We start from the raw sequence: 13,240 nt of genomic DNA on the forward strand, positions 1-13,240 counted from the left end.
CCTCAAGGACCTCACAACATGTCTGTCAACTACGGTTCCAAGCGCGTCGTCACTGGCGCCCACTACGGCCTGCGCGACTGGCTCGCCCAGCGCATCACCGCCGCCATCATGGCCCTGTTCACGCTGATCGTGCTGGTACAGGTGCTGTTCACCAGCGGCCCCATCGGCTACGAGAGCTGGGCCGGCATCTTCGCCGCCCAGTGGATGAAGGCGCTGACTTTCGCCGTCTTCCTCGCCCTGGCCTGGCACGTGTGGGTCGGCATGCGCGACATCTGGATGGACTACGTCAAGCCGGCCGGCATCCGCCTCGTGCTGCACGTCTTCACCATCGTCTGGCTCCTGTCCTGCCTGGGCTGGGCTGTTCAAGTTCTCTGGAGGCTCTGAAGCCATGTCCGCATCCGCATCCCTTCCCAAGCGTCAGTTCGACGTCGTCATCGTCGGTGCCGGCGGCTCCGGCATGCGCGCCTCGCTGCAACTCGCGCGCGCCGGCCTCAAGGTGGCCGTGCTCTCCAAGGTGTTCCCCACCCGCTCGCACACCGTGGCGGCACAGGGTGGCATCGGCGCCTCGCTGGGCAACATGAACGAGGACAACTGGCACTACCACTTCTACGACACCATCAAGGGCTCCGACTGGCTGGGTGACCAGGACGCGATCGAGTTCATGTGTCGCGAAGCGCCCAAGGTGGTGTACGAACTCGAGCACTTCGGCATGCCGTTCGACCGCAATCCCGACGGCACCATCTACCAGCGCCCCTTCGGCGGCCACACCGCCAACTACGGCGAGAAGCCGGTGCAGCGCGCCTGTGCCGCGGCCGACCGCACCGGCCACGCCATGCTGCACACGCTGTACCAGCAGAACGTGCAGGCGCGCACCACCTTCTTCGTCGAATGGATGGCGCTGGACCTGATCCGCGATGCCAGCGGCGACGTGGTCGGTGTGACCGCGCTGGAAATGGAGACCGGCGAGACCTACATCCTCGAAGCCAAGACCACCCTGCTGGCCACGGGTGGCGCCGGTCGCATCTTCGCGGCATCCACCAACGCCTTCATCAACACCGGCGACGGCCTGGGTATGGCGGCGCGCGCGGGCATCCCGTTGCAGGACATGGAGTTCTGGCAGTTCCACCCCACCGGCGTCGCCGGCGCGGGCGTGCTGCTGACCGAAGGTTGCCGGGGCGAAGGGGCGATCCTGCTCAACAGCGAAGGCGAGCGCTTCATGGAGCGTTATGCGCCCACGCTGAAGGACCTGGCACCGCGCGACTTCGTCAGCCGCTGCATGGACCAGGAGATCAAGGAAGGACGCGGTTGCGGTCCCAACAAGGACTATGTGCTGCTCAAGCTCGACCATCTGGGCGCCGAGACGATCCACAAGCGCCTGCCTTCCGTGTACGAAATCGGCGTGAACTTCGCCAACGTCGACATCACGCGCGAGCCGATCCCTGTCGTGCCCACCATCCACTACCAGATGGGCGGCATCCCGACCAACATCCATGGTCAGGTCGTCACACCCGACGGCCAGGGCAACCAGAAGGTCGTCAACGGCCTGTACGCCGTGGGCGAGTGCTCCTGCGTGAGCGTGCACGGCGCCAACCGCCTGGGCACCAACTCCCTGCTCGACCTGCTGGTGTTCGGCCGTGCGGCCGGCAACCACATCGTGCAGTTCAACGACAAGAACAAGACCCACAAGCCTCTGCCCGCGGACGCCGCCGACAAAACGCTGGCGCGCCTGGCCCGCCTGGACAGCACCACCAGCGGCGAGTATGCGCAGGACGTGGCCAACGACCTGCGCGCCGCCATGCAGCAGCACGCCGGTGTGTTTCGCACCCAGGCCAGCATGGACGAAGGCGTGGCCAAGATCAACGCGATGCGCGCACGGGTCGGCAACATCGCGCTCAAGGACAAGTCCAAGGTGTTCAACACAGCGCGCATCGAGGCGCTCGAGGTGGAGAACCTGATGGAATGTGCCCAGGCCACCATGACCTCGGCCGCCGCGCGCCACGAGTGCCGCGGTGCGCACACCGTCAACGACTACGAGCGCCCGGCCGACGATGCGCAGTTCCCACTGGGCCGCAACGACGCCGAGTGGATGAAGCACACGCTGTGGCACAGCGCCGACAACAGCCTGACGTACAAGCCTGTCAACCTCAAGCCCCTGACCGTGGAGTCCGTGCCGCCCAAAGTGCGCACTTTCTGACACCACTCGAACCCACGACGCTCGGAGAAGAAAACACCATGGCCCAACGCACATTCAAGATCTACCGCTACGACCCGGAAAAGGACGCCAAGCCCTACATGCAGACCATCGAGGTCGAACTCGACGGCCACGAACGCATGTTGCTGGACGCGCTGATGAAGCTCAAGGCGGTCGACCCGTCCATCTCCTTCCGCCGCTCCTGCCGCGAAGGCGTCTGCGGCTCGGACGCGATGAACATCAACGGCAAGAACGGCCTGGCCTGCCTGACCAACATGAACACGCTCAAGGGCGACATCGTGCTCAAGCCGTTGCCCGGCCTGCCCGTGGTGCGCGACCTGATCGTGGACATGACGCTGTTCTTCAAGCAGTACAACAGCATCAAGCCCTACCTGATCAACGAGACCGTCGCGCCTGAAAAGGAAAGGCTGCAAAGCCCCGAGGAACGCGAGGAACTCAACGGCCTCTACGAGTGCATCCTGTGCGCAAGCTGCTCCACCAGCTGCCCGAGCTTCTGGTGGAACCCGGACAAGTTCGTCGGCCCGGCCGGCCTGCTGCAGGCCTACCGCTTCATTGCCGACAGTCGCGACCAGGCGACCTCGGAACGCCTGGACAACCTCGAAGACCCGTACCGCCTGTTCCGCTGCCACACCATCATGAACTGCGTGGACGTTTGCCCCAAGGGACTGAACCCCACCAAGGCCATCGGCAAGATCAAGGAAATGATGGTGATGCGCTCGGTCTGAGCTCTTCACGACGCCACCCTATCCCATGAACGTCACCACCACCACCACCGCCGAGACTTTGCTCGACGAGCGCGCCCTGAGCAAGCTCCGGTGGAGGTGCCGCCGCGGGCTGCTCGAGAACGATCTGTTCATTGAGCGCTTTTTCGCCAGGCATGAATCTGGCTTGACGGTCCGTCAAGCCGATGCCCTGGGGGCCTTGATGGATCTGTCCGACAACGATCTGCTCGATCTGCTGTTGGGCCGCAAAGCCCCCCAGGGTGACCTGGCCCGTGACGATGTCACGCACCTTCTGGGTCTGCTGCGCGCAACCCGGCCAACCCTTTAAGTCAGCCGCAAAGGAAACCGCATGAAACTCGTAGACAACAAAGCCACCCTGTCGTTTTCCAATGGCAGCCCCAGTGTGGATCTGCCGGTGTACGCCGGCAACATCGGCCCGGACGTGATCGATATCCGCAAGCTCTACGCACAGACGGGCATGTTCACCTACGACCCTGGCTTCCTGTCGACGGCCTCGTGCCAGTCCGCCATCACCTACATCGATGGCGACAAGGGCGAACTGCTGTACCGCGGCTACCCGATCGAGCAACTGGCCACGAAGTGCGACTACCTCGACACCTGCTACCTGCTGCTCAATGGTGAACTGCCCGACGAGAAGCAGCGCGGCGATTTCCACAAGCTCGTGACCAACCACACCATGGTCAACGAGCAGATGCAGTTCTTCCTGCGAGGCTTCCGCCGCGACGCGCACCCCATGGCCATCCTGACCGGCCTGGTCGGTGGCATGTCGGCCTTCTATCACGACAGCACCGACATCAACAACCCGGAGCACCGCGAGATCGCGGCCATCCGGCTGATCGCCAAGATGCCCACGCTGGTGGCCCTGGCCTACAAGTACAAGATGGGCCAGCCCTACATGTACCCGCAGAACAACCTGTCCTATGCCGGCAACTTCATGCGCATGATGTTCGGCACCCCGTGCGAGGACTACGTGGTCAACCCCGTGCTGGAACGCGCACTGGACCGCATCTTCATCCTGCACGCCGACCACGAACAGAACGCATCCACCTCGACCGTGCGCCTGTGCGCCTCGTCGGGCACCAACCCTTTCGCAGCCATCGCAGCCGGCGTGGCCTGCCTCTGGGGCCCGGCCCATGGCGGCGCCAACGAGGCCTGCCTGAACATGCTGGAGGACATCCAGCGCTCCGGGGGCGTGTCCAAGGTCGGCGAGTTCATGGAGAAGGTCAAGGACAAGAACTCTGGCGTCAAGCTCATGGGCTTTGGCCACCGCGTGTACAAGAACTATGACCCACGTGCCAAGCTGATGCAGGAAACCTGCAACGAGGTGCTGCAGGAACTCGGACTGGAAAACGACCCGCTGTTCAAGCTCGCCAAGGAGCTGGAGAAGATCGCCCTGGAAGACGAATACTTCGTCTCACGCAAGCTATATCCGAACGTAGACTTCTACTCGGGCATCGTGCAGCGCGCCATCGGCATTCCGGTCAACCTGTTCACCGGCATCTTCGCGCTGGCCCGCACCGTCGGCTGGATCGCCCAGCTCAACGAGATGATCGGCGACGCCGAATACAAGATCGGCCGCCCGCGCCAGCTGTTCACTGGCTCGCCGCGTCGCGACATCAAGTAAACCGGCGCTCCACGCCGCTTAGTCTGCAAGCCCGCCTCCGAGCGGGCTTTCTTTCGCCCCTGTCTTCGCATTGCGGCAACAGGGTCATCGCGTTTGGAGACGGCCACCGGCCACGTCTAGTGGGAAAATACCCGATCGACATCTCGTATCGAGAAGCCAGTCCCCATGCTCTCCGAACGCAACTTCGCCCGCCAGATCGACCTCACCTCGCTGCAGCTCTTCGTAGCCGTGTGCGAGCTGGGCAGCATCGGTCGCGCGGCCGAGCGGGAGTTCATTGCCGCCTCGGCCATCAGCAAACGCCTGTCAGACCTCGAAGCAGCGCTGGGCACCACACTGCTGCTCCGCCATGCGCGGGGCGTGCGCCTCACGGTAGCGGGCGAAGGTCTGCTGCACCATGCGCGCGCGGTGCTGTTCGGGCTGGAGAAGATGCAGGTGGAACTGGCCGAGTATGCCGACGGCGTGCGCGGCCATGTGCGCGTGCACGCCAGCATCTCGGCCATCGTGCAGTTCCTGCCCGAAGACCTGGGTGCCTTCACCCGACTTCACCCACAGATCAAGATCGACCTGGAGGAGCATCTCAGCCCCGAAGTGCTGCGCGCCGTGCAGGAAGGAGCTGCAGACCTGGGCCTGTGCAACGGAGCCACCGGCATCGGTGGCCTGCAAAGTCTGCCCTACCGGCGTGATCGCCTGGTGCTGGTGGTGCCGCGAGGCCATCCACTGGCAGATGGAGGCCCGGTCGCTTTCGAGACGTCGCTGCCCTTTGACCATGTCGGCCTGCACGCCAACAGTTCGATCCACCTTGCCACGCACCAGGCTGCCTCGCGGGCCGGTACCTCGGTGCGTGTGCGCATCCGAGTGACCGGGCTGGACGCGATGTGCCGCATGATCGCCAACGACCTGGGCGTGGGCGTGATGCCCGAGCGCGCTTTTAAGTTGCTGAACGCCACCGACACGCTTCAGGCCCTGCCGCTCACCGACCCCTGGGCCTTGCGCCAGCTCGTTCTGGTCGCCCGCAACTTCTCGAGTCTGCCGGCCACCGCGCGCCTGCTGGTCGATCACCTGCAGGCCGTCGAGATGCAGCAGGCCGCATAAAATCTTTCCTCCACCACGAGCCCCACCCCATGCCACGTACGCTCTACGACAAGATCTGGGACGAACACGTCGTTCACACCGAAGAGGACGGCACGTCCGTGCTGTACATCGACCGGCATCTGGTGCATGAAGTCACCAGCCCGCAGGCCTACGAAGGCTTGCGCCAGGCGGGGCGCAAGGTCTGGCGCGTGAGTTCGGTGGTGGCCACGGCCGACCACAACACCCCCACCACCGGCTGGGAACTCGGCTACGACGGCATCACCGATCCGATCAGCAAGGAACAGATCACCACGCTGGACAGCAACATTGCCGAATTCGGCGCGGCCGCCTTCTTCCCTTTCATGTCCCAGCGCCAGGGCATCGTGCATGTGATCGGCCCGGAGAACGGTGCCACCCTGCCCGGCATGACGGTCGTCTGCGGGGACAGCCACACCTCCACGCACGGGGCCTTTGGCGCCCTGGCCCACGGCATTGGCACCAGCGAGGTCGAGCATGTGCTGGCCACGCAAACCCTGCTGGCCAAGAAGGCGAAGAACATGCTGGTGCGTGTTGATGGGCAGCTTGCCAGGGGCTGCACGGCCAAGGACATCGTTCTCGCCATCATCGGCAAGATCGGCACCGCTGGCGGCACCGGCTACACCATCGAATTCGGCGGCTCGGCCATCCGCTCGCTGAGCATGGAAGGCCGCATGACGGTCTGCAACATGGCCATCGAAGCCGGTGCGCGCGCGGGCCTGGTGGCGGTGGACGACAAGACCATCGAATACGTCAAGGGCCGACCGCTCTCACCCACCGGCCTGGAGTGGGACCAGGCCGTGACCTACTGGACATCGCTGCACTCCGATGCAGACGCCCGATTCGACGCTATCGTCGAGCTCGACGCATCGCAGATCGTGCCGCAGGTCACCTGGGGTACCTCCCCCGAGATGGTGCTCGGCATCGATGGTTCGGTGCCCGACCCGGATCGCGAGAAGGATGCCAGCAAGCGCGGCGCCATCGAACGCGCCCTGACCTACATGGGCCTGCCCCCTGGCAAGCCGATCAACGACATCTTCGTCGACAAGGTCTTCATCGGCTCCTGCACGAACAGCCGCATCGAGGACATGCGCGAGGCCGCGGCCGTCGTCAAGAAGCTCGGACAGAAGGTCGCAAGGAATGTCAAGCTGGCGATGGTGGTACCGGGCTCGGGCCTGGTGAAGGCGCAGGCCGAGCGCGAAGGCCTGCACGAAATCTTCAAGGCCGCCGGTTTCGAGTGGCGCGAGCCCGGTTGCTCGATGTGCCTGGCCATGAATGCCGACCGCCTCGAGCCCGGCGAGCGCTGCGCCTCGACCAGCAACCGCAACTTCGAAGGCCGCCAGGGCGCAGGCGGCCGCACCCACCTCGTGTCCCCCGCGATGGCCGCAGCCGCGGCTGTACACGGTCACTTCGTGGACGTGCGCACGATCGCCTGACCTGCCCATCCACCCACAGGAGAACCACATGAAAACCATCGCATGGATCGCAACGGCATTGGCACTCTCGCTGTCGCTGGCGGGCTGCAACACCTGGAGCGGCGTCAAGCAGGACGCCAAAGAGGTGGGGCAGGCTGCGGGCAAGGGCATCGAGAAGGCCGGCGAGAAGGTTCAGGACATCGCCAAATAACGCGGACACAAGCTCATGCAGAAATTCACCCTTCACAAGGGCCTGGTGGCCCCGATGGACCGCGAGAACGTCGACACCGACGCCATCATTCCCAAGCAGTTCCTGAAGTCGATCCGCAAGACCGGCTTTGGTGAAAACCTGTTCGACGAGTGGCGCTACCTCGACAAGGGCGAACCGGGCCAGGACCCGGCCAGCCGCAAGCCCAACCCGGATTTCGTGCTCAACCAGCCGCGCTATGCGGGCGCCTCCGTGCTGCTGGCGCGCAAGAATTTCGGTTGCGGCTCCAGCCGCGAACATGCGCCCTGGGCCATCGACCAGTACGGTTTTCGTGCCCTCATTGCGCCAAGCTATGCCGACATCTTCTTCAACAACTGCTTCAAGAACGGCCTGCTGCCGATCCAGTTGCCCGAGTCGCAGGTCGCTCAGCTGTTCGATGAAGTCGCGGCTTTCCCCGGTTACCAGTTGACCGTCGACCTGGAACGACAGGTGATCGTCAAACCCCAGGGTGACGAATTGCCCTTCGAAGTGCAGGCGTTTCGCAAGTTCTGCCTGCTCAATGGCCTCGACGACATCGGCCTGACCCTGCGCTACAAGGACAAGATCGCCGCCTTCGAGGCCGAGCGCCTGGCCACCAAGCCCTGGCTTGCCCACACCATGGCCACCTGAGCACATCCGCCTGTTCTGCCTCGACGAGGCCAACCGCCCCGGCCACGCGCCGGGGTTCCAATTCCGCATCACATGAAAATCGCAGTTCTTCCAGGTGACGGCATCGGCACCGAAATCGTGGCCGAGGCCGTTCGTGTTCTTCAGGCGCTCGAGTTGCCCATGGAAATGGAATCGGCCCTGGTCGGCGGCGCGGCCTACGAGGCCCATGGCCATCCGTTGCCCGAGTCCACGCTCAAGCTGGCGATGGACGCCGACGCAGTGCTGTTCGGTGCGGTCGGTGACTGGAAGTACGACAAGCTGGACCGCCCCTTGCGTCCCGAGCAGGCGATCCTCGGCCTGCGCAAACACATGGGCCTGTTCGCCAATTTCCGCCCGGCCATCTGCTACCCGGAGCTGGTAGGCGCTTCCAGCCTCAAGCCCGAGCTGATCTCCGGCCTGGACATCCTCATCATCCGCGAGCTCACGGGCGACATCTACTTCGGCCAGCCGCGCGGTCGTCGCACCGCCACCGATGGCCACTTCCCGGGCGCCGAAGAAGCTTTCGACACCATGCGCTACAGCAAGCCCGAGATCGAGCGCATCGCCCATGTGGCCTTCCAGGCCGCGCGCAAGCGCAGCAAGAAGGTCACGAGTGTCGACAAGGCCAATGTGCTCGAAACCTTCCAGTTCTGGAAGGACGTGGTCACCGAGGTGCATGCCCAGTACCCCGACGTGGAGCTGGAGCACATGTACGTGGACAACGCGGCCATGCAACTCGTCAAGGCACCCAAGAAGTTCGATGTGGTCGTCACCGGCAACATGTTCGGCGACATCCTCTCCGACGAGGCCTCCATGCTCACCGGCTCCATCGGCATGCTGCCCTCGGCCTCGCTGAATACGAAGAACCAGGGACTGTACGAACCCAGCCACGGCAGCGCGCCCGATATCGCAGGCAAGAATCTGGCCAATCCTCTGGCTACAATACTGTCCGCTGCCATGATGCTCAGATTCACGTTCAACCAGACCGAAGCTGCCGACCGCATTGAACATGCGGTCAGCAGCGTGCTCGCGTCCGGCCTGCGCACGACCGACATCTGGTCGGAAGGCACGACCAAAGTCAGCACCCGAGGCATGGGTGACGCTGTCGTGGCCGCCATCACCAAAACCATTACCAAGGGCTGATACAGCTCCGGTTCGTCACGCCCCTCCCCGGCACGACGAGCCGGGGCACACAGGTTTTTCAACTTGAAAGGGCGTTGACATGACAAAACTCGTAGGACTCGTAGGCTGGCGCGGCATGGTGGGTTCCGTGCTGATGGACCGCATGCTCGCGGAGAGCGACTTCGACCTGATCGAACCGCTGTTTTTCTCCACCTCCAACGCGGGCGGCAAAGCCCCCGCCATGGCAAAGAACGAAACCCGCCTGCAAGACGCCCACGACATCGCGGCCCTGCAGCGCTGTGACATCGTCATCACCGCGCAAGGTGGCGACTACACCAGCGAGGTCTACCCCAAACTGCGTGCAGCCGGCTGGAAAGGCCACTGGATCGACGCCGCGTCCACGCTGCGCATGGACAAGAACGCGGTCATCATCCTCGACCCGGTCAACCTGCCCGTGATCCAGAACGCGCTGGCCCGCGGGGGCAAGGACTGGATCGGCGGCAACTGCACCGTGAGCTGCATGCTCATGGGCGTAGGGGCGCTGTACAAGGCGGGTCTGGTCGAGTGGATGAGCACACAGACCTACCAGGCGGCCTCCGGGGGTGGCGCGCAGCACATGCGCGAACTGCTCACCCAGTACGGCACGCTCAACGCCGAGGTCAAGGCCCTGCTCGACGATCCCAAGAGTGCCATCCTCGAAATCGACCGCAAGGTGATCGCCAGGCAGCGCGCACTGACTGGCGCCGAGACCGCCAACTTCGGCGTGCCGCTGGGTGGTTCGCTGATCCCCTGGATCGACAAGGATCTGGGCAACGGTGTGTCCAAGGAAGAGTGGAAAGGCATGGCCGAGACCAACAAGATTCTCGGCATGGGTGAGGGCTTCGAGGCGCCGGCCATCCCGGTGGACGGTTTCTGCGTGCGTGTGGGGGCCATGCGTTGCCATAGCCAGGCCTTGACGTTCAAGCTCAGAAAGGACGTTCCTCTGGCCGACATCGAAGCCTTGATCGCGGCCGACAACGCCTGGGTCAAAGTGGTACCGAACACGCGTGAAGCGACGGTGCAAGACCTGACCCCGGTGGCCGTGACCGGCACGATGACAATCCCGGTGGGCCGCATCCGCAAACTGGCCATGGGACCCGAGTACCTGGGGGCCTTCACCATTGGTGACCAGTTGCTCTGGGGCGCAGCCGAACCGCTGCGGCGCATGCTGCGCATTCTGCTCGACGCCTGATCCGCGCGGGGTCGACGTACCGAGGTAACAAATCGAGGTGTTCGCGTTGCGCCTCTGCAACGCGAACACCTGCCATCAGGACGACGGATGGTCAGCTGGGAAACTCAAGCGGATTCTCAGCTTGTCACTGTAATCCGTTGATGTTAAGGTCAATTCTCGGTTTTTTACGTCGAGGTCAAAGTGCCATCCAACTCCCGCCACACCCCTTCCCACAAGCCCCGCCAACTGCAACAAAGTGCTGGTTTCAAAGGGCTCGCGCGGTTGCATGCGGTCGCTGCGGCGGCGCTGCTGTGTGCGGGCCTGATCCAGCACAACGATGCGCGGGCACTGGCCCTTGGACGCGTCGTCGTTCAATCGGCTCTCGGCGAACCCCTGCGGGCCGAAATCGATGTGCCGGAAATCAACGCCGACGAAGCGGCCACCCTTCGGGTGGGCTTGGCCTCTGGCGACACCTTCCGCGCCGCAGGCGCTGAAATCAACGCTGCGCTGACCACCCTGCAGGTGTCCCTGCAGCGCCGCGCAGACGGTCGTGCCTATCTGCGCCTGACCGGTTCACGTCCCGTGACCGAACCCTTCGTCGACCTGATCGTGGAGGCCAACTGGTCTTCCGGTCGCATCGTGCGCGACTACACCCTGCTTTTTGACCCCCCGAATCTGCGCGCCGCAACCCCGCCGACACCGGTGGCCCCTGGCGTTGCCGCGCCCGCCACCGCGCAGGCGCAGCGCCCGGCCCCCGCGCCAGTGGCACCGCAGATTCAGCCACCCCGCCCAGCCCCCGCGCCAGCACCCGTGGCACAGCAACCAGTTCCCTCTCCCGCTCCAGCGCCCAGTGGCAGTGAAGGTGGCGGACAGGTTCGTGTGCAACGGGGAGACACCGCCAGCGGTATCGCCGCTGCCAACAAGCCCGCCAATGTGTCGCTGGATCAGATGCTCGTGGCCATGCTGCAGCAGAACCCGAATGCCTTCATTGAGGGCAACGTCAACCGCATGAAGGCTGGCGTGGTGATGGACCTCCCGACGGCCGTGCAGGCAGGCGCCATTCCCGCCGCCGAGGCCCGTCAGACCATCACGGCGCAAAGCCGTGACTTCAACGAGTTCCGCCGCCGCCTGGCCGGTAGCGCACCAGACGCTGGCGTACCAGCGGCGGACCGCCAGTCCGCAGGACAGGTCCAGACCGAGGTGAAGGACGCCAGCCCCGCCGCTCCCGCAGCCGACAAGCTGACTTTGTCCAAGGAAGCCGCGCCCGGCCAGGCCACAGGCGAAGACAAGATCGCCCGGGATCGTCAGGCCCGGGAAGCCTCTACGCGCGTGGCCGAACTGTCCCGCAACATCGAGGAGTTGTCCAAACTCGGCGCGGGTGGTACCGCCCCCGCCGCCACGCCGGCAGCCCCCGCACCGCCAGCGGCCGCACAGGCTGAAACGCCGGCCCCGACGGTGACGGTGCCTACCACCCCCACTCCTGCGCCCGCCGACGCCACGGCGCCCGCTGCGGCGACACCCTCCGCGGAGCCCACGCCCGACCCAGCCGCTGCGCCCGCTGCAGCCGCCCCCTCCACCACGCCCGCGCCGGTGAAGCCACCGCTGCCCGTGCCCACGCCCTTGCCCGACGAGCCGTCGTTCATCGACCAACTGCGCGACAACCCACTGGTCCTGCCTCTCGCCGGTGGCCTGCTCGCCCTGCTGGCCGGCTTCGGCATCTACCGAATGCGCCAGCGCAAGCACGGTTCGAGCGTGGACAGTTCGTTCCTGGAGAGCCGTCTGCAGCCCGACTCGTTCTTCGGCTCCAGCGGCGGACAGCGTATCGACACGGCCGAATCCGTCGCGTCGGGCTCGTCCATGGTCTATTCGCCCAGCCAGCTCGACGCTGCAGGAGACGTGGATCCGGTGGCCGAAGCCGACGTGTACCTGGCCTATGGCCGGGATCTTCAGGCCGAGGAAATCCTCAAGGAGGCCATGCGTAGCACGCCCACGCGCGTGGCCATTCACAACAAGTTGCTCGAGATCTACGCCAAGCGCCGAGACGCCCGGGCGTTCGAGGTGGTCGCCACCGAGGCCTATGGGCTCACGCAGGGTGAAGGCCCCGAGTGGGAACATGCCTGCGAACTGGGCAAGGAACTCGATCCATCCAACCCGCTTTACCAGCCCGGCGGTAGCCCGGCGGTAAAAGTGGCCGCTGCGGTGAGTGCCGAAGGAGGCGCCATGAACACCATGCCATTCGGCAGCAGCACCCTGGCCGAGCCTGGCAAGTCGTCTGGCACGCCTTCCGGCATGGGTGACCTGGACCTGGATCTGGACTTCTCCCTCGACGAGCCTTCGGCATCAGCCCCCATCGAGAAACCGGGCGAGGCGGCCCTTTCCGGCATGGACGACCTCAAGGCCACAGAAGAACTGACCCAGCAGGCAGAAGCTGCCAGGGAAGGCCCTCCGTCGTCCATGTCCATGGACTTCGACCTGGACTTCCCATCAGGCCCCGCACCGCTGTCGACAGCCGATCCGATCAGTGCCGGGCCCGAAGCCGACGCCATTTCGCCTGAGGCACCCACTTTCGACGACGAACCAATCATCGATCTGGGCACGGCGAGCAACACCGACGAGGGCCCGCGGAGCCAGCCTGCGGCAGCTCCCGAGATGATGTCGTTCGATCTCAACAACATCAACCTCGATCTTGGCGCACCACCGGTACAGGAAGAAGTCACATCGGCGGGCCGCCTGACAGAAGAGAACCCGCTCGAGACCAAGCTGTCCCTGGCCGAGGAATTCCGCGCCATAGGTGATTTCGAGGGCGCGCGATCGCTGGCCGAAGAAGTGCTGGCCGAAGCCTCCGGTTCGCTCAAGACCAAGGCCGGCACCTTCCTGGCCGATCTGGCCTGACACACCGCGCCGGTTTCGTC

The 13,240-nt window shown here is 64.7% G+C and carries 12 protein-coding genes; all 12 read left to right on the forward strand.

What is annotated here, in order from left to right:
- Positions 1-18 precede the first annotated feature (18 nt).
- The 12 genes from sdhD (at position 19) to K5880_RS01235 (ending at position 13,220) form a co-directional block, all read left to right on the forward strand.
- Positions 19-384, forward strand: a complete 366-nt coding sequence (gene sdhD, locus K5880_RS01180) for a succinate dehydrogenase, hydrophobic membrane anchor protein (protein ID WP_297647557.1) — start codon at positions 19-21, stop codon at positions 382-384.
- A 4-nt stretch (positions 385-388) separates the two neighbouring features.
- Positions 389-2,194, forward strand: a complete 1,806-nt coding sequence (gene sdhA / locus K5880_RS01185) for a succinate dehydrogenase flavoprotein subunit (protein WP_297647561.1) — start codon at positions 389-391, stop codon at positions 2,192-2,194.
- A 38-nt stretch (positions 2,195-2,232) separates the two neighbouring features.
- The gene (locus tag K5880_RS01190) at positions 2,233-2,937 is read left to right on the forward strand and encodes a succinate dehydrogenase iron-sulfur subunit (RefSeq protein WP_297647564.1); all 705 of its coding nucleotides are present in this window, start codon (positions 2,233-2,235) and stop codon (positions 2,935-2,937) included.
- Between the two features lie 25 nt (positions 2,938-2,962).
- Positions 2,963-3,262 carry a succinate dehydrogenase assembly factor 2 gene (locus K5880_RS01195; RefSeq protein WP_297647567.1) on the forward strand — a complete coding sequence of 100 codons (300 nt, stop codon included), beginning with the start codon at positions 2,963-2,965 and terminating at the stop codon, positions 3,260-3,262.
- Positions 3,263-3,283: 21 nt separating this feature from the next.
- Positions 3,284-4,579: a citrate synthase gene (locus tag K5880_RS01200; protein ID WP_297647569.1), complete on the forward strand. Its 1,296-nt coding sequence runs from the start codon at positions 3,284-3,286 to the stop codon at positions 4,577-4,579.
- Between the two features lie 165 nt (positions 4,580-4,744).
- Positions 4,745-5,671, forward strand: coding sequence for a LysR substrate-binding domain-containing protein (locus K5880_RS01205; RefSeq protein WP_297647570.1), 927 nt, complete (start codon positions 4,745-4,747; stop codon positions 5,669-5,671).
- A 29-nt stretch (positions 5,672-5,700) separates the two neighbouring features.
- Positions 5,701-7,122: a 3-isopropylmalate dehydratase large subunit gene (leuC, locus tag K5880_RS01210; RefSeq protein WP_297647572.1), complete on the forward strand. Its 1,422-nt coding sequence runs from the start codon at positions 5,701-5,703 to the stop codon at positions 7,120-7,122.
- A 28-nt stretch (positions 7,123-7,150) separates the two neighbouring features.
- Entirely contained in the window at positions 7,151-7,312 is a 162-nt protein-coding gene (locus K5880_RS01215; protein WP_297647574.1) for an entericidin EcnAB, read from the forward strand.
- Positions 7,313-7,327: 15 nt separating this feature from the next.
- On the forward strand, positions 7,328-7,978 hold the full coding sequence (gene leuD, locus K5880_RS01220; RefSeq protein WP_297647577.1) for a 3-isopropylmalate dehydratase small subunit: 651 nt from the start codon (positions 7,328-7,330) through the stop codon (positions 7,976-7,978).
- A 72-nt stretch (positions 7,979-8,050) separates the two neighbouring features.
- Complete coding sequence (leuB, locus tag K5880_RS01225) at positions 8,051-9,139, forward strand: 3-isopropylmalate dehydrogenase (RefSeq protein ID WP_297647579.1); 1,089 nt, start codon at positions 8,051-8,053, stop codon at positions 9,137-9,139.
- Between the two features lie 79 nt (positions 9,140-9,218).
- On the forward strand, positions 9,219-10,349 hold the full coding sequence (gene asd / locus K5880_RS01230; protein WP_297647581.1) for an aspartate-semialdehyde dehydrogenase: 1,131 nt from the start codon (positions 9,219-9,221) through the stop codon (positions 10,347-10,349).
- Positions 10,350-10,610: 261 nt separating this feature from the next.
- Positions 10,611-13,220 (forward strand): FimV/HubP family polar landmark protein, encoded by a 2,610-nt coding sequence (locus tag K5880_RS01235; protein WP_297647583.1) that lies wholly within the window; start codon positions 10,611-10,613, stop codon positions 13,218-13,220.
- Positions 13,221-13,240 lie beyond the last annotated feature (20 nt).

This window comes from Hydrogenophaga sp. (assembly GCF_025699295.1).
In the GTDB taxonomy this organism is placed as follows: Bacteria; Pseudomonadota; Gammaproteobacteria; order Burkholderiales; family Burkholderiaceae_C; genus Hydrogenophaga.

Coding starts and splice junctions, on each gene's coding strand:
- sdhD (WP_297647557.1), top strand. CDS start 19: ATGTCTGTCAACTACGGTTCCAAGCGCGTCGTCACTGGCGCCCACTAC.
- sdhA (WP_297647561.1), top strand. CDS start 389: ATGTCCGCATCCGCATCCCTTCCCAAGCGTCAGTTCGACGTCGTCATC.
- K5880_RS01190 (WP_297647564.1), top strand. CDS start 2,233: ATGGCCCAACGCACATTCAAGATCTACCGCTACGACCCGGAAAAGGAC.
- K5880_RS01195 (WP_297647567.1), top strand. CDS start 2,963: ATGAACGTCACCACCACCACCACCGCCGAGACTTTGCTCGACGAGCGC.
- K5880_RS01200 (WP_297647569.1), top strand. CDS start 3,284: ATGAAACTCGTAGACAACAAAGCCACCCTGTCGTTTTCCAATGGCAGC.
- K5880_RS01205 (WP_297647570.1), top strand. CDS start 4,745: ATGCTCTCCGAACGCAACTTCGCCCGCCAGATCGACCTCACCTCGCTG.
- leuC (WP_297647572.1), top strand. CDS start 5,701: ATGCCACGTACGCTCTACGACAAGATCTGGGACGAACACGTCGTTCAC.
- K5880_RS01215 (WP_297647574.1), top strand. CDS start 7,151: ATGAAAACCATCGCATGGATCGCAACGGCATTGGCACTCTCGCTGTCG.
- leuD (WP_297647577.1), top strand. CDS start 7,328: ATGCAGAAATTCACCCTTCACAAGGGCCTGGTGGCCCCGATGGACCGC.
- leuB (WP_297647579.1), top strand. CDS start 8,051: ATGAAAATCGCAGTTCTTCCAGGTGACGGCATCGGCACCGAAATCGTG.
- asd (WP_297647581.1), top strand. CDS start 9,219: ATGACAAAACTCGTAGGACTCGTAGGCTGGCGCGGCATGGTGGGTTCC.